Annotated in this window: 16 protein-coding genes; 6 read left to right on the forward strand and 10 right to left on the reverse strand. The window is 72.2% G+C overall.

Annotated elements, in window-relative coordinates; genetic code table 11:
- Window positions 1-49: 49 nt before the first annotated feature.
- Complete coding sequence (locus OHN19_RS32720; RefSeq protein WP_330267649.1) at window positions 50-1,666, reverse strand: PLP-dependent aminotransferase family protein; 1,617 nt, start codon at window positions 1,664-1,666, stop codon at window positions 50-52.
- 46 nt (window positions 1,667-1,712) lie between these two features.
- Between OHN19_RS32720 and OHN19_RS32725 the strand changes: the two genes are divergently transcribed.
- A complete protein-coding gene (locus OHN19_RS32725; protein WP_330267650.1) occupies window positions 1,713-2,192 on the forward strand; it encodes a carboxymuconolactone decarboxylase family protein in 480 nt (159 codons plus the stop codon).
- Between the two features lie 25 nt (window positions 2,193-2,217).
- Here the strand turns inward: OHN19_RS32725 and OHN19_RS32730 are convergent, their stop codons facing one another.
- The 3 genes from OHN19_RS32730 to OHN19_RS32740 form a co-directional block, all read right to left on the reverse strand.
- Window positions 2,218-3,705, reverse strand: coding sequence for a glutamate synthase subunit beta (locus OHN19_RS32730; protein WP_330267651.1), 1,488 nt, complete (start codon window positions 3,703-3,705; stop codon window positions 2,218-2,220).
- Window positions 3,706-4,118: 413 nt separating this feature from the next.
- Entirely contained in the window at window positions 4,119-4,598 is a 480-nt protein-coding gene (locus OHN19_RS32735) for a DUF1772 domain-containing protein (RefSeq protein WP_330267652.1), read from the reverse strand.
- A 484-nt stretch (window positions 4,599-5,082) separates the two neighbouring features.
- The gene (locus OHN19_RS32740) at window positions 5,083-5,796 is read right to left on the reverse strand and encodes a DUF2293 domain-containing protein (protein ID WP_330267653.1); all 714 of its coding nucleotides are present in this window, start codon (window positions 5,794-5,796) and stop codon (window positions 5,083-5,085) included.
- A gap of 386 nt (window positions 5,797-6,182) precedes the next feature.
- On the opposite strand from OHN19_RS32740, the gene OHN19_RS32745 reads away from it, so the two are divergent.
- The 3 genes from OHN19_RS32745 (at window position 6,183) to OHN19_RS32755 (ending at window position 7,869) form a co-directional block, all read left to right on the forward strand.
- On the forward strand, window positions 6,183-6,815 hold the full coding sequence (locus OHN19_RS32745) for a uridine kinase (RefSeq protein ID WP_330267654.1): 633 nt from the start codon (window positions 6,183-6,185) through the stop codon (window positions 6,813-6,815).
- 97 nt (window positions 6,816-6,912) lie between these two features.
- On the forward strand, window positions 6,913-7,326 hold the full coding sequence (locus tag OHN19_RS32750) for a PPOX class F420-dependent oxidoreductase (protein ID WP_330267655.1): 414 nt from the start codon (window positions 6,913-6,915) through the stop codon (window positions 7,324-7,326).
- Window positions 7,327-7,437: 111 nt separating this feature from the next.
- Window positions 7,438-7,869 (forward strand): CBS domain-containing protein, encoded by a 432-nt coding sequence (locus OHN19_RS32755; RefSeq protein WP_330267656.1) that lies wholly within the window; start codon window positions 7,438-7,440, stop codon window positions 7,867-7,869.
- Between the two features lie 22 nt (window positions 7,870-7,891).
- Here the strand turns inward: OHN19_RS32755 and OHN19_RS32760 are convergent, their stop codons facing one another.
- Window positions 7,892-9,019: a magnesium and cobalt transport protein CorA gene (locus tag OHN19_RS32760; protein WP_330267657.1), complete on the reverse strand. Its 1,128-nt coding sequence runs from the start codon at window positions 9,017-9,019 to the stop codon at window positions 7,892-7,894.
- A gap of 232 nt (window positions 9,020-9,251) precedes the next feature.
- Between OHN19_RS32760 and OHN19_RS32765 the strand changes: the two genes are divergently transcribed.
- Entirely contained in the window at window positions 9,252-10,046 is a 795-nt protein-coding gene (locus OHN19_RS32765) for a methyltransferase domain-containing protein (RefSeq protein ID WP_330267658.1), read from the forward strand.
- Window positions 10,047-10,202: 156 nt separating this feature from the next.
- Here the strand turns inward: OHN19_RS32765 and OHN19_RS32770 are convergent, their stop codons facing one another.
- Both OHN19_RS32770 and OHN19_RS32775 read right to left on the reverse strand, forming a co-directional pair.
- The gene (locus tag OHN19_RS32770) at window positions 10,203-11,141 is read right to left on the reverse strand and encodes a sugar kinase (RefSeq protein ID WP_330267659.1); all 939 of its coding nucleotides are present in this window, start codon (window positions 11,139-11,141) and stop codon (window positions 10,203-10,205) included.
- Window positions 11,138-12,046, reverse strand: a complete 909-nt coding sequence (locus OHN19_RS32775; RefSeq protein WP_330267660.1) for a pseudouridine-5'-phosphate glycosidase — start codon at window positions 12,044-12,046, stop codon at window positions 11,138-11,140. The genes OHN19_RS32770 and OHN19_RS32775 overlap by 4 nt, the downstream gene beginning before the upstream one ends.
- Window positions 12,047-12,144: 98 nt before the next feature.
- Between OHN19_RS32775 and OHN19_RS32780 the strand changes: the two genes are divergently transcribed.
- Window positions 12,145-12,573 (forward strand): VOC family protein, encoded by a 429-nt coding sequence (locus OHN19_RS32780; RefSeq protein ID WP_330267661.1) that lies wholly within the window; start codon window positions 12,145-12,147, stop codon window positions 12,571-12,573.
- A gap of 68 nt (window positions 12,574-12,641) precedes the next feature.
- Here the strand turns inward: OHN19_RS32780 and fdhA are convergent, their stop codons facing one another.
- From fdhA to OHN19_RS32795, 3 genes are all read right to left on the reverse strand, one after another.
- Entirely contained in the window at window positions 12,642-13,868 is a 1,227-nt protein-coding gene (gene fdhA, locus OHN19_RS32785; RefSeq protein WP_330267662.1) for a formaldehyde dehydrogenase, glutathione-independent, read from the reverse strand.
- A gap of 189 nt (window positions 13,869-14,057) precedes the next feature.
- On the reverse strand, window positions 14,058-14,612 hold the full coding sequence (locus OHN19_RS32790; protein WP_330267663.1) for a methylated-DNA--[protein]-cysteine S-methyltransferase: 555 nt from the start codon (window positions 14,610-14,612) through the stop codon (window positions 14,058-14,060).
- 57 nt (window positions 14,613-14,669) lie between these two features.
- Window positions 14,670-15,539, reverse strand: coding sequence for a glycerophosphodiester phosphodiesterase (locus OHN19_RS32795; RefSeq protein ID WP_330267664.1), 870 nt, complete (start codon window positions 15,537-15,539; stop codon window positions 14,670-14,672).
- Window positions 15,540-15,768: the final 229 nt, after the last annotated feature.

The raw sequence follows: 15,768 nt of genomic DNA on the forward strand, positions 1-15,768 counted from the left end.
GGATGTAGAGGCACCGCTCCCCCCGCCGGCTCGCCCGTGCCGACGTCCGTCAGGTCCTGGACGTCGGCACCGGCATGTCCGGGCTGCGGGCACCGATGTCGTACGGCATCTGCGTCCCGCCCGGCGACAGCGCCCCGCACAGCGCCTCCAGCGCCGCCGTGTACGCGTGCTCGGAAGGGGTCGCGTACCCCACCACCAGGCCGTCGCGGGCCGGCATGTCCGTCTCCGGCCCGTCCGGCCGGCCCGCCGCGTCCGGGTGGCGGAACTCCGCGAGCCCGTCCAGCGCGACGCCCAGCCGGGCCGCGGCCCTGACGGCGGACCGCTCGGTGCCGGGCGGCAGCCGCAGCACCGCGTGCAGTCCCGCCGCGACCCCGCCGACCTCGATGTGCGGCGCGTGCTCGGCCAGCGCGGCCACGAGCCGGTCCCGACGGGCGCGGTACCGCTGCCGCATCCGCCGTACGTGACGGTCGTAGGACCCGGAGACGATCAGGTCGGCGAGGGCCAGCTGGTCGAGGACGCTCGCCCAGGCCTCCCGCTCCCCCTTCGCCGCGAGCACGTCACCGACGTACCTCTCGGGCAGCACCATCCATCCCAGCCGCACCGCGGGCGACAGGCTCTTGCTCACCGATCCGATGAGGATCACCCGCTCGGGATCGAGGCTCTGGAGGGCGCCGACGGGCTTGCGGTCGTAGCGGAACTCCCCGTCGTAGTCGTCCTCCAGCACCACCCCGCCCCGCGCGCGTGCCCAGTCGACCACCGCGGCCCGCCGCTCGGCGTGCAGCGGACCGCCGGTGGGGAACTGGTGCGCGGGCGTCAGCAGTACGGCCCGCTCGCGCGCGAGACGGTCCACCCGTGCCCCGCGGTCGTCGATCGGGAGCGGCACGGTCCGTACGCCCTCGGCGGCGAGCAGCTCCCGGTGGAAGGGGAGCCCGTACGCCTCCACGGCCAGCGGGCCGCGCAGGACCTGCCTGCCCGCGCCTCCGCCGAACAGGAGTCGCAGGGCGTGCGCGAACCCGGAACAGACGACGATCCGGTCCGGCTCGGTCCGCACGCCACGCGCGCGTGCGAGGTATTCGGCGAGGGCGGCCCTCAGCTCGGGGCGGCCGGCGGGATCGCCTGGGCCGAAGACCTCGTTGGGGGCCTGCTGGAGAGCGCGGCGGTAGGAGGCGAGCCAGGCGGTCCGGGGGAAGGCGGAGGCGTCGGGGGTGCCTTGGCGGAGGTCGTGTCGGAGGGCACGCGCGTGTGGGTGTGGGGGCGGGGTTGAAGCCGGGGCCGGGGCCGGGGCCGGGTTCGGTGGTGAGTGCGGGTGCGCGTGTGGCGCGGGTTTTTCCGGGCGTACGGCGGTGTGTCGCGGCCGGGGCCGGTCGGTGGTCCGGAGTGGCCGGGCGCGTTCGGCGACGCGGGTGCCGGAGCCCTGGCGGGCGGTCAGCCAGCCCTCGGCGACGAGTTCGGCGTAGGCGTCGGCGACCGTGTTGCGCGCGACGCCGAGGTCCGCGGCGAGCGAGCGGTAGGGCGGCAGCCGGGTGCCGGGGGCGAGCCGGCCACTGCGTACGGCGTCCCGCAGCGCCCGGGTCAGCGCGGCCCGCTTGCTGCCCGGGCCGGAGAGTTCCAGATGCAGGTCGGATCCGCCGATCCGGTCCACGTGATTGACCCATGATTCCGCCATGGAAATGCACCCTACAACCGGTCTTTGCGGCCCGTAGGTTGGTCACATGACGACGACGAACACGCACGTGACCGGTACGGCTCGACTGAACCTCGCGAAGGCGGCGCCGAAGGTGTTCCGCGCCCTGGTCGGCTTCGACGCGGCGGCCCGCGAAGGCCTCGACCCCACCCTCGTCGAACTGATCCAGATCCGCGCCTCCCACCTCAACCACTGCGCGTACTGCCTGCACATGCACACCAACGACGCCCGCAAGGCCGGCGAGAGCGAGGACCGCCTCCACATGGTCCCCGTCTGGCGGGAGGCCCGGCACTTCTTCACCGAGAAGGAACAGGCGGCCCTGGCCCTCACGGAGGCGGTCACGCTGGTGGCCGACGGAGGGGTCCCCGACGAGGTCTACGCCCGGGCGGCGGCATCCTTCGACGAACAGGAACTGGCCCACGTCCTGTCCCTCATCCTCACGATCAACACGTGGAACAGGGTGGCGCTGTCGACGGGGAAGGTGGCGGGGACGGACGAGAGGGTCTGAACACCCCTGTCCCTGAACCCTGTCCCTAAACGGTCATGGGGCGGTCGTACGGTCCGATGGGCGCCGGAAGTCGCGAACTCCCCGTCAGATACCGGTCGACCGCCGCCGCGACCGCTCGTCCCTCCGCGATCGCCCACACGATCAACGACTGCCCCCGAGCGGCGTCCCCCGCAGCGAACACCCCGGACACGTTCGTACGGAACTCCCCGTCCCGCGCGACCGTCCCCCGAGCCTCCATCCCCAACCCCAGCTGCTCCACCAGCCCGTCGCCCCGGTCCGGCCCGGAGAAGCCGAGCGCGAGGAGCACGAGGTCGGCCGGGAGTGTCCGTCCCGTGCCCTCCACCGGCCTGCGCTGTGCATCCACCCCTACGAGATGCAGCGACCGCACCCGCCCCTCGGCATCCCCCTCGAAGCGGAGCGTCGACGCGGCGAACAGCCGCGCGTCCGCGTCGGCCGCGGGCGCCGTCCCCAACTCCCGCGCCTCCTCGTGCGCCGCCGACAACCGGTAGATCTTCGGGTACGTCGGCCAGGGCTCGGCATCCTCGTCGCGCGCCCCCTCCGGCTGCGCGTAGATGTCCAACTGGGTGACGGACGCGGCCCCTTCACGCACCGCCGTGCCCAGACAGTCCGCTCCGGTGTCACCCCCACCGACGATGACGACATGCTTCCCGGCCGCCGACATGGGGGACACCTCCAGATCCCCCTCGCACACCCGGTTTGCCAGCGGCAGATACTCCATCGCCTGCCACACCCCGGCCAACTCGCGCCCCGGCACGTCCAGTTCACGCCACGCCGTGGCCCCGGTCGCGATCACCACCGCGTCGTGACGGGCCCGGAGCTCCGCGGCCCCGACATCCCGCCCGACCGCCGTGGAGGTACGGAACTTCGTCCCCTCGGCCCGCATCTGCTCGATGCGCCGCTCCAGATGGTGCTTCTCCATCTTGAACTCGGGGATGCCGTACCGCATCAGCCCGCCCAGCCTGTCGTCCTTCTCGTAGACGACGACCGTGTGCCCCGCACGGGTCAGCTGCTGCGCCGCCGCGAGCCCGGTCGGCCCCGACCCGATCACCGCGACGGTCCGCCCGGACAGCCGGTCCGGCGGCCGCGGCGGTGTGAACCCGAGCTCCCAGGCCCGGTCGGCGACGGCGACCTCGACGTTCTTGATGGTGACCGCCGGCTGGTTGATGGCGAGCACACACCCCGCCTCGCAGGGCGCCGGGCACAACCGCCCGGTGAACTCGGGGAAGTTGTTCGTCGCGTGCAGCCGGTCGGCGGCCTGCCGCCAGTCCTCCCGGGAGACCAGGTCGTTCCACTCGGGGATGAGATTCCCCAGCGGACAGGCCTCGTGGCAGAACGGGATCCCGCAGTCCATGCAACGGTCCGCCTGCTTGCTGATGAGGGGCAGCAGCGCCCCGGGGACGTACACCTCGTCCCAGTCCCGAACCCGCTCCTCGACCGGCCTGCGAGGCCAGTCCCGGCGAGGCGTGCTCATGAATCCCTTGGGATCGGCCATGGCCGTCTTCCTTGCTCGCGCTGGTGACCCCGACGCGTCCGACGCGGCCGTGCGTCATCGGGCGGCACGCTTGCGGAACTCCTTCCGGCCACGATACGACGCGTGGGCCGGGGGCGCAGGGTGCGGTTTCGCGGGGTGGGGAGTGCGGTTCGCGGGGTGGGGGTGTGCGGTGCGCGGGGCGGTGGTGTGCGGTCGGGGTGTGGGGCGGGTGCGGTGGCGTGCGGGGCGCGGTGGGGCGGCGTGGGGGTTGGGGAGCGGTGGGGTGGCGTGGGGGCAGGGGCGGTGGAGCGTGCTTCGCGGTGCGGTGGCGTGTGGGGCGGGCGAGGTGGAGTGCGGTCGGTATGCGGTGGCGTGCGGGGCGGGGCGCTTGGGGTGCGGTCGGGGTGCTCGGTGCCGGGGGTTGGCGGCGTCGCTCAGGTGAGGGCCAGTACGTACGCCACCGCCGCAGCGCCGGAGGCGATCGCGCGGACGTGGTTCCACATCGTCCACTCGCGCACGTACGTCGGCCAGTACGTGGCCGCCTCGGGGGTGCCGGGGTCCAGCTTGAGCAGGGCGTCGTTGCGGGGCACGTTCGCCACCATCGTCAGCCCGAACGAGCCGAACAGATACAGCGCGCTGCCCACCAGCAGCTCCACGGTCCCCTCGTCCGGCCACAGCACGAACGTCACCACCGCGATCACCGCGCACAGCACGGCGGAGCCCGCGAACACGGTCATGAACGGCGGCCGTACCGCGTTCACGTTGATCGAGTTCATCGCGGCGACGCCCTGAGCGGGCGGCAACGCGGCGAGTCCCCGCATCACGAAGGTCGAGAACGCGCAGAACACCCCGGCCACCAGGCCGGTCCCGAGCACCCCCAGCACCACCAGCCAGAAATAAGGCCCATCGATCATCACCACACCAGCTCCCGCCTCCAGCCAAGCCCCACCCCCACCGACCCCACCAGCCAACCCCACCCCCGCCCTTCAATCCATGACCTATCCGCGCACTTCCATACGCAACCGTCCAGGGGTAGGGAGAAATGGGAGGTGAGAAGGGGGGAGAGGGAACGGGCAGGGGGACGGCCGGGGGGGTGGAGGGGCAGAGTGGACCTCGGCCCAGCCCCGGTCACCTCGCCCTCCCCCTTCCGGCCTCTCCTCCCGTAAGTGGTCGTGCCCGCCGGACTCCTCGCCCTGCCGGCCCGGCGCGTGAGCCGCGACGGCCTGCCCGTCAGTGCTCGTCGGCCCGCCGGACTCCTCGCCCTGCCGGCCCGGCGCGTGAGCCGCGACGGCCTGCCCGTCAGTACTCGTCGGCCCGCCGGACCCCCCGCTCCGCCGACACGGCGCGTGAGCTGCGACGGCCTGCCTGCCGGTGCCGAACCACCCGTACCCGGCGCCCTCAGCTCGCTGTCTCCTCCCGCCGCACCCCCACCCCCGCACCCCGCCACCCCCTCAGCACCGCTTCCACATCCCCCGCGATCCGCCGCCGAGCCTCATGCCGTGTCACCCCGCTCATCAGCAACGCGTCATACGGCGTATCGACATGCCGTACGGCGGCCACCACAGCCGACATCACCGCCCGCTCCGACAAGGCCCGCCCCGCCGCACTCCGCCCCACCCGTCCACTGCCCCGCACCGACGCGTGCGAGGCGATGGCCGCGGCCCGTTCGTCCGGGCACCCCGGGAACAGTCGCCGTACCTCCGCCGCGAACGCCTCCGCGAACCGCACGTCCTCCACCGCACGCCGCCTGGCGTCCCGCACCCGCCGCCGTCGCCGTGCCTCCGCGTCCGCCAGACACCGCTCCTCGGCCCGCGCCAGCCCGGCCTCCTCTACGAGCACCCCCTGCCGCTCGTACCGCCCCTTGCGCCGGTTGAAGCGGACGACCACCGCCGACAGCGCGCTCTCCTCCCGCGACCGACGCGTGAGCGCCGTGTCCCCGCGCGGCAGGAAGACAAGATGCCCGAGGTCGGCGCAGTCGAGACACCGAGGCGCCCCGCCCTCCACCACGAGCAGCGCCAACGGCCCGCCCCGGCACTCCGCACAGTGCCGCCTCCGCAACGGCTGGAACACGAGAGGACCACCACGAGCGGGGGGAGTAGCGAGGCCTGCCATGACGAGTTCATTCCCCAACTGCCCCCACCCCCGACCCTCCTACGACCGGCGCCCCGACTAGCGGCCCCCCGGACCACCGTCCCCGTCCACCGACGCCGTGACCACCGGCTCTGCGACCGCCGTCCCGTCCACGGACCCCTTGACCACCGACCCCTTGACCACCGACCCCGTGACCACCGGCCCCCCGACACCGCCCCCATCGACCTCCACATCCAATGCCACGTCGGCGACACGATCCCGTCGACCTCAACCGCCGCCACCGCTACGAACCACCGCAACCGCCGCCTCCACCAGCACCACCCCCCTCTCGCGACACCTCGCCCACCCCTCAACTCCCGCACCTGCTCACCGCCCCGCCCGATCGCCGACTCCCGCATCATGGCCATGTGCGACTCGAAGCGATCACCTGGGAACGGCTCGGCGACCACCTGGCCGACCGGCTCCTCGACCTGAAGCCGGCCGACGGCAGCCCCTGGCCCCGCGTCGCCCTCGACGGCGCCCCCGCGGCCCGGCCGGGCGAGCTCGCCGAACGGGTCGGTGAGGCGCTGCGCATACGCGGTCGCCCCTCGCTCGTCGTCGGCTTGGAGGGCTTCCTGCGTCCCGCCTCGCTCCGTCTGGAATACGGCCACCACGACCTGGAGGCCTACTACAACGGCTGGTTCGACACCGCCGCCCTCTGGCGCGAGGTCTTCGGCCCCCTCGAACCCGGCGGAGACGGCCGTGTCCTGCCCGACCTGTGGGACCCCGTCACCGACCGCGCCACCCGCAGCCCCTATGTCCAACTCCCGCCCGGCGGCGTCCTGTTGCTCCACGGCCCGCTCCTGCTGCGCCACTGGTTCCCCTTCGACCTGTCCGTCCACGTCCTCCTCTCCGAGGGCGCCCTCCGCCGCCGTACCCCCGAGGCCGACCACTGGACCCTCCCCGCCTACGAGCGCTACGCCGAGGAGACCGACCCGGCCGGCACCGCCGACGTCCTCGTCCGCGCCGACGACCCCCGCCACCCGGCGTGGAACGGCTGATTCGAAGAACCCCGCCTCGATCGAAGAACGCCGCCTCGACCGAACCTTTTCGATCAAACCGCTTTTATATGCGCGTGCATTTAATTACCCTGGTCCCATGACGACCTCCTCCACAGCTCCCGTCACCTTCGGCGACTCCGTCCGCGCCCTGCTCGACGGCAAGAACTTCGCCAGTGTCGCCACCCTCGGCTCGGACGGCGCGCCGCAGAACTCCGTCGTCTGGATCCGGCGTGAGGGCGACACCGTGCTTTTCTCCTCCACCGACGGACGCCAGAAGGTGCGCAACCTCCGCCGTGACCCCCGCATCAGCCTCTCGGTCTTCGACCTCGCCAACCCCTACACCTCGGTCGAGATCCGCGGCACCGCCGAGATCCTCCCGGACGAGGAGAAGCGGCTCCCGCGCGAGCTCTCGCACAAGTACCTCGGTATCGACCCGCCCGCCGAGAAGGACGACGAAGTCCGCGTGATCATCCGGGTGGTCCCGCGGAAGATCGTGAGCTTCTCGGCCTGAGCGCCGCCCGCCCCCGGGTGCGCGCCCCCGATGGCACCGCGAGAATGTAGGGCGCCGGGACTTGCGGTGCCGTCCGCGCCGCGCCGGCCGTCCGGCACCGGGAGGTACTCCATGACCACCGCCGGAGACATCATGCACCGGGGTGCCCAGTGGATCCCCGCCCACGAGACCCTCGACCGCGCCGCCCAGCTGATGCGTGAACTCGGCGTCGGAGCCCTGCCGATCAGCGACGAGAACGAACGGCTGTGCGGCATCCTCACCGACCGCGACATCGTCATCGGCTGTGTGGCCGTGGGCCACGACCCGGCCCGGGTCACCGCGGGCGAGATGGCCCAGGGCACTCCGCGCTGGATCGCCGCGAGCGCCGACGTCGACGACGTCCTCCACGAGATGCGCGAGCACCAGATCCGCAGGCTCCCCGTCATCGAGAACAAGCGCCTGGTCGGCATGATCAGCGAGGCCGACCTGGCCCGGCACCTGACGGACGGACAGATCGCCGGCTGGGCCGAGAGCGTCTACGCCCGCTCCGCCACCACCCACTGACGCGCCACGCGGACGCCCCCTCTCACAACCAGCCGTTGCGCCGGAAGCCGCGGTAGAGCACCGCGCACGCGACGGCTATGACACCCATGACCAACGGATAACCGAACGTCCAGTGCAGCTCCGGCATGTGGTCGAAGTTCATTCCGTACACCCCGCACACCATCGTCGGGACGGCGATCACGGCCGCCCAGGCGGTGATCTTCCGCATGTCCTCGTTCTGCGCGACCGTCACCTGCGCGAGGTGCGCCTGAAGGATCGAGTTGAGCAGTTCGTCGAAGGCTGCGATCTGCTCCTTGGCGCGCAGCAGATGGTCGGAGACATCGCGGAAGTATGCCTGTATCTCCGGGGCGATGACCTGGATCGGCCGGGTGGACAACTCCTCGATCGGACGGCTGAGCGGCACCACCGCCCGCTTCAGCTCCAGGAGTTCACGCTTGAGCTGGTAGATGCGGCCCGGGTCCACCCGGGCGCCGCTCTCCGAGAACACCGCCGTCTCGACCAGGTCGATGTCCGACTGCACCGAGTCGGTGACGCTCAGATAGTCGTCGACCACATGGTCCGCGATCGCGTGCAGCACCGCGGCCGGCCCCTTGGCGAGTTGCGCGGGGTCGGCCTCCAGCTCCTCGCGCAGCGGGCCCAGCGAACCGTGGCTGCCGTGCCGCACCGTGATCACGAAGTCCTCGCCGACGAACACCATGATCTCGCCGGTGTTGACCACCTCGCTCGTCGCCGTGAGCTCTTCGTGCTCCACGTAGCAGACCGTCTTGAACACCGCGAACAGCGTCTCGCCGTAGCGCTCCACCTTCGGGCGCTGATGGGCCTCCACCGCGTCCTCGACGGCCAGGGGGTGGAGGTCGAAGAGGTCGGCGACGCCCTCGAACTCGTGGTCCGACGGCTCGTGCAGACCGAGCCAGACGAAACCGTCACGGCTCTTGCGCATCCGCTCCACGGTGTCCACCAGATCGCCCTCGACCGGGATCCGCGTTCCCTCCCGGTACGTCACGCAGTTGACGACCGAGGTGCCCAGCGGGGAGCGGGCGTGGTGGCTCAGGTCGACACGCGGGCGCCGCCGGGCCAGCCGGGCCACCTTGCGCAGGCCGCCGACCCTGCCGAGGCCCGTGACCTTGCGCAGATTCCCTGCCATGGACATCTGCATCTCCTTGCGTGGATCTCCCCGTTCGACGCGTTGCTGCGTCCTGGCGAGCCAGTGTGCCAGTCCCACGTAAGCGCCGGGTGAGCCTGTGGACAGGGACCATTCCGTTTGGTTCCCGCCTGTGGACAACCGCCCGCGCCGGCCTCTGTGCCGGACCGGCGTCGACCATCTCGTCGTAGCGACCGCGTCGTCCGTTCCGGACAAGCCCGGCAACTGGGATCATCGCCGCATGACACGAACCGACGGGTATCTCCTCGACAACCGGCAGGCGGAGGCGGCGGAGCGCTTCGACGCCTTCGCGACCCTCTTCGATCCCACGACCTTCCGGCACCTCGAAGGATTCGGCATCGGGCCGGGCTGGCGGTGCTGGGAGGTCGGCGCCGGCGGCACCTCAGTGGTGTCCTGGCTGGCGAAGAAGGTCGGCCCGACGGGAAAGGTCGTCGCGACGGACATCGACACCACCAGGCTCACCCCTGCGGCCCGCCCACCGGTGGACGTGCGCGTCCACGACGTGAGCGCCGAGGAACCGCCGGGGGAGGGCTTCGACCTGGTGCACGCCCGGCTTGTCCTGGTTCATGTGCCGGACCGCGAACGGGCGTTGCGCTCGATGATCAAGGCGCTGCGCCCCGGCGGACGGCTCCTGTTGGAGGACGCCGACCCCGCCCTTCAGCCGCTGACCTGCCCCGACGAACACGGCCCCGAGCAGCAGTTGGCGAACCGGCTGCGGCAGGGCTTCCGCTCGCTGCTCGCCGACCGCGGCGCGGACCTCTCCTACGGCCGCACCCTCCCGCGCCTGCTCCGCGAGGCCGGACTGCGCCAGGTCACCGCCGACGCGTACTTCCCGCTCGCCTCACCGGCCTGCGCCGCCCTGGAGTCCGCCACGATCCGCCAGATCCGCGACCAGCTCGTCACGGCGGGCCTCGCCACGGACGCGGACATCGACCAGCACCTCGCGAACGTGGCCACCGGCACGATGGATCTGGCCACTGCCCCGTTGATCTCGGCGTGGGGGCGCAAGGCGTAACGGGGAGGAGGCCTGCGGGCGGGCAGGCCCTGCGGGTTCCGGGTGCCGTTACGGAACCATCGGCCGGCGCCGGTCCCGCCTCCGCAGGGGCGCGCGCCGGCCGCCATGGGAGCACCCGCCGTCGCCGGTCCGGCAGCGGTGGCCGGCCGACCGGCGTCAGTCCGACCCCGGCGGTCTCCCGCCCACCCGCTCCACCGCCAGTGCCCCCGCCCGGCACCCCTGCTCCGCCGCGTCCTTAGGCCCGGAGCCCGTGAGCAGCGCCGCGAGGAACGTGCCGGTGAAGGCGTCGCCCGCCCCCGTGGTGTCCCGCGGCGTCGCGGCTACGGCGGGCACATGGGCGTACACCGAACCGGACCGGGCGATCAGCGCGCCCTCGGCTCCCTGCTTGGTGACCACCAGCGGGACATGACGGCTCAGCTTGGCCGCCGCGTCCGCCGTGTCGGGCAACCCGGTGAGCAGGCACGCCTCGTCCCGACTCGGCAACAGGACGTCCACCCCCTCGATCAGGGAGAGGAAGCGGCCCACGCCCAGCTCCCTGAGGAAGCCCGCCGACGCCGGATCCAGGCTCACCGGCACCCCACGCGCGCGTGCCGACTCCAGGGCCACCGACACCAGGGCGCGGCTCGACTCCGCGAACAGGAGATAGCCCGACAGGTGCAGCCGCCCGACACCGTCGAGCAGGTCGTCCGACCAGTCGGCCGGCTCCAGCCGCAGCGACGCCCCGCTGTCGGTGAGGAGCGTCCGCTCGGCGCCCGCACCCGCGTCCACCAGGCAGATGACCGTGCCGGTCGGCGCCTCGGGGTCGACGACGAGCCGCGGCCGTACCCCGCACGCGGTCAGCTCCCGCTCGTGCCACGCGACCGCATCCGCGCCCACCCGCCCGAGCAGCCGTACCTCCGCACCGCCCCCGTACGCGGCCCAGCAGGCCACGTTGGCGCCCGCCCCGCCCGGCACCGTACGGATCGCGGCGACCGTGTCCGTGCCGACGGCGAGCGGCCCCCGGTGCCGGGCGACGACATCGGTGATGACGTCACCGACGACCAGCAGGGCGCCGCCCCGGTCAGTCGCGGCCGCACCGGGCCCACCCGTGGTCACGCCCCGGCCCAGGCCGTCGCGATCCGACCCGCCAGCCGCACATTGCCACGCACCGCCGCCAGGTTGGCGCTCAGGGAGGCGCCGTCGGTGTGGCGCACCAGGTAGTCCAGCAGGAACGGGGTGACCCCCTGCCCGGTGACCCCCGCCTCCTCGCACGCGTGCAGCGCCTCCGCGAGCACACGCGCGTGCAGACCGGGATCCAGCTGCTGCGCCTCGGGCACCGGGTTGGCGACGATCAGCGAGGACTCCGGCCCGTCGAGCGCGTCCTGGGCCCGCATCACGTCCGCCACCTGGTCCGGCGTGTGCAGCGTCCACTCCACGGGGTGCCCCGAGTCGGAGAGGTAGAAGCCCGGGAAGCGGTCCGTGCCGTACCCGGCCACCGCGACTCCCAGGGTCTCCAGCCGTTGCAGGGTCGCGGGCACGTCCAGGATCGACTTCACCCCCGCGCACACCACGGTGATCCGCGTGCGCGCCAGCAGGCCGAGGTCGGCCGACTCGTCCTGCGTGACCGTCCACTGCCGGTGCACCCCGCCGAGCCCGCCCGTCGCGAACACCCGCACCCCGGCCAGTGCCGCCAGCTGCGCCGTCGCCGACACCGTGGTCGCCCCGCTCGCCCCGGTGGCCACCGCGTGCGGCAGATCACGGTGACCCAGCTTGCGGATCCCGTCCTCGTTCGCGACCCGCTCCAGCTGCTCCTTGTCGAGGCCGACATGGGGCCGCCCGTCCAGCACGGCGATGGTCGCCGGTACGGCCCCCTCCTGCCGTACGACGTCCTCCAGCTCCAGCGCCACCTGGAGATTGCGCGGACGCGGCAGCCCATGCGCGATGATCGTGGACTCCAGGGCCACCACGGGTCGACGCGCGTCGATCGCCTCGCGCACCTCTTCGGACAACACCAGCACCACGGCCTGCCTCCTGTCGGTCGGTCTTCCCTCATCTCTGGCGAGCGGCGCGTCCGGTCAAACCCTTGCGGGTGGTGGCGGACGACACCAGCCTGGGGTGCATGACGGACAACTCGACACGTCTCGACCATGTCGTCCTCTGGGTGCGCGACCCGCTGGCGTCAGCCGACTTCTACGAGAAGGCGCTGGGCATGGAACCCGTGAGGACCACCGACTACGCCGCAGGAGCGGCGCCCTTTCCCTCCGTACGGCTCAACGACGAGACCATCTTCGACCTCATGCCGGTCGCCGCGGCGGAGCGCATGACAATGGTCCCCGGGGCCGCGGAGAGCGCGGGACACCCCGTCAATCATGTGTGTCTGGCCCTGCCCGCCGACGATTTCGAGACACTCCGCGCCCGTCTGGAGGAACGGTCGGCGCCCGTCTCGGAGCTCTCCCACGACTCCTTCGGCGCCCGCGGACTGGCCAGGCGCAGCTTCTACTTCCGCGACCCGGACGGCAACGTCTTCGAAGCGCGCCACTACGACTGAACGTGTCCGCACGGCTGAGATGAGAGGGGCCACACGCGTGTGCGCGTGGCCCCACCCTCCGGCCGAGGTCAGACCGGTCGTACGCCGTTCAGCGCGCCGTGCGGGTCGAGCACGTACTTGCGGCTGGCGCCCTGGTCGAACTCGGCGTAGCCGCGCGGTGCGTCCTCCAGGCCGATGACGGTGGCGTTGACCGCCTTGGCGATGTGCACACGGCCGTGCAGGATCGCCATCATCAGGCTCCGGTTGTACTTCATCACCGGGCACTGCCCGGTCGTGAAGCGGTGGCTCTTGGCCCAGCCGAGCCCGAGCCGCACCTTCAGCGTCCCGCTCTTCGCGTCCTCGTCGACCCCGCCGGGGTCCTCGGTGACGTACAGGCCGGGGATACCCAGCGCACCGCCCGCGCGTGTGATGCCCATGAGGGAGTTGAGGACGGTAGCGGGCGCCTCCGGGGCGTCCCTGCCGTGGGCGCGTGCCTCGAAGCCCACCGCGTCCACGGCGGCGTCCACCTCGGGCTCCCCGAGGATCTGCGCGATCTGGTCCTCCACGGGGCCCTGAGACACGTCGACGGTCTCGCACCCGAAGCTGCGCGCCTGGGCGAGCCGCTCGGCGTTGAGGTCCCCGACGATGACCACGGCGGCACCGAGCAGCTGTGCCGACGCGGCCGCCGCCAGCCCCACCGGGCCCGCCCCGGCGACGTACACGGTCGAACCGACGCCCGCGCCCGAGCTCACCACACCGTGGAAGCCGGTCGGGAAGATGTCCGACAGCATGGTCAGATCGAGCAGCTTCTCGCGGGCCTCGTCCCGGTCCGGGAACCTCAGCAGGTTGAAGTCCGCGTACGGAACCATGGCGAACTCGGCCTGGCCTCCGACCCAGCCGCCCATGTCGACGTAGCCGTAGGCCGCGCCCGGGCGGGACGCGTTGACGTTCAGGCAGATGCCGGTCTTGCCCTCCTTGCAGTTGCGGCACCGCCCGCAGGCGATGTTGAACGGTACGGAGACGATGTCGCCGACCTCGACGAACTCGACGTCCGGGCCCCGTTCGACGACCTCCCCGGTGATCTCGTGTCCGAGGACCAGCCCTTCGGGCGCGGTCGTCCGCCCGCGCACCATGTGCTGGTCGCTTCCGCAGATGTTGGTGGCGAGGACCTTGAGGATGACCCCGTGCCGGCACTTCCTGCCGACCGCTTCGGGAGACACCCCCGGCCTGTCCTGGAGCTCGAGCGTGGGGTGGTCGACGGTCCTGACCTCCACCGCGCCCGGCTTGAGATACGCGACTGCCCTGTTCCCGCTCATGTCTGATCGCCGTCCCTTCGGCTCCGAGCCCTCGGATGCCAGTGGCTGTGCGCACGGCGGAGTCTGCTACCGCGTCGGCGTTCCGACCAGCCGTCGCGCAGGGCCTTCACGAAGCAGTGCGGGGCCTTTCGCCAAGGTGTGCAGGGCCCGTCACGGAGCAGTGGCCCCACGAAGGGTGGCGGGCGCGCGTCAGAACAGCGGCTCCGGCAGCACGCCCTCCAGCGCGAGCAGCTTCCGCTTGGTCTCCAGGCCGCCACCGAACCCGCCGATGCCGCCGTCGCTCTCGACGACACGGTGGCAGGGCACGACGACCGGCAGCGGATTGGAACCCATGGCCACCCCGACGGCCTGCGCGGCACCGGGCTGGCCGACCCGCCCGGCCAGATCGCCGTACCCGACGACCTGGCCGTAGGCCACACCGGACGCCAGCTCGCGCAGCACCTGGCGGTTGAAGCCCGAGATCAGCGACCAGTCCAGGGGCAGCTCGAAGGTCCGGCGGTCGCCCGCGAAGTACGCCTCGACCTGGCGTATCGCCTCGGCCAGCAGCGGGGAACCGGGAGCCTCGAAGGGCTCGGTGCCCAGCCGCGACGCGAGCCGCTCCAGCGCCTTGTCGCGCACCGCGTCGGTGGCGTGGAAGACCACGTTGACCAGACCCTCGGGGGTCGCGGCCAGCAGCAGCGGTCCGATGTCCGTGCCGACGACGGCCCACACGACCTGCTGCTCGTCCTGCCCATGGCTGTTCATGCGCCCCACCGTACGGGCCGGCACTGACAATGCCCCGTGACCTGCGGGAACGGCCGCCTAGCCGACCAGCGCGTCCCGCACCACGTCGGGTTTGTTGGTGATGACGCCGTCGACGCCGTACCGGGCCACCCGCCGGGCCGCGTCGGCGGTGTTCACGGTCCAGGCGGAGACCTCCAGCGGCTTGCCGTGCGGGCCCGTGAAGGCGTGCACCGCGGAGACGTAGGCCGTGGAGAGGGCGGTGTACGACGGGTTGATCTGGTCGGCGAAGTCCGCGTACGCGGGCAGGTCCGCGACCGCCGGCTTCCCGAGGTAGCCGGTCTTCACACCGGGCTTGAGGTGGTGGACGGTCCGCAGGCAGGCCGCGCTGAAGCTCTGCACGACGAGCCGGTCCCGGTGCCGTCGGTCGAACCACCCCTCGTTGCTCAGGAGCTTGAGGGTCTGCCGCTCGATGCCCGGGTACAGCTCCGGGTTCTTGAGTTCGAGGAGCAGCTTCTGACGGTGAAGATCGACCCGGTGCAGGTACTGCTCGAGCGTCGGCACGCGCGCGCCCGCGTAGGAGGCGCCGAACCAGCTGCCGGCGTCCAGGAGGCGGATCTCGGCGGCGGTGAAGTCCTTCACCTTCCAGGGGGCCCGGCCGGGGAAGACCTGCTCGACGTCGGTCGTGCGCGCCAGGCTGTCGTCGTGAAGGACGACGAGTGCGCCGTCCCTGGTGCGCTGGACGTCGTTCTCGACCCAGACGGCGCCGAGCGCGGCGGCCTTGTCGACGGCGGCCAGGGTGTTCTCGGGGGCGCGGGCGGAGGCGCCCCGGTGGGCGATGATCGCGGGCGGTGTGCCGTCCTCGACGGCGCGGACGTCGGTTGCGGGAAGCAGGAGGGCGGCGGTTCCCAGGAGCGCGGTGCCCATGGTGGTCGCTGCGCGCGCGTGCATACGTACTCCTCGCGTCGAGCAATCACGTACAGCACCACTCTGACAGCACCGGGTCAACGGCACCGGGGTACAGAATGGACACATCCTGAACGGGTACGTCCCAAGTCCGCTCACCAGCGCCGCACAACTGGGGCAAGGACGTGTTTCTTTGCCGGAAAATCGTTCGACCATTCCGGTGGGGGTCATACTCTCTGCCTCGACCCCGACCGTCCGGGCGGTACTGGGAACG

It is taken from the genome of Streptomyces griseorubiginosus (genome assembly GCF_036345115.1).
In the GTDB taxonomy this organism is placed as follows: domain Bacteria; phylum Actinomycetota; class Actinomycetes; order Streptomycetales; family Streptomycetaceae; genus Streptomyces; species Streptomyces griseorubiginosus_C.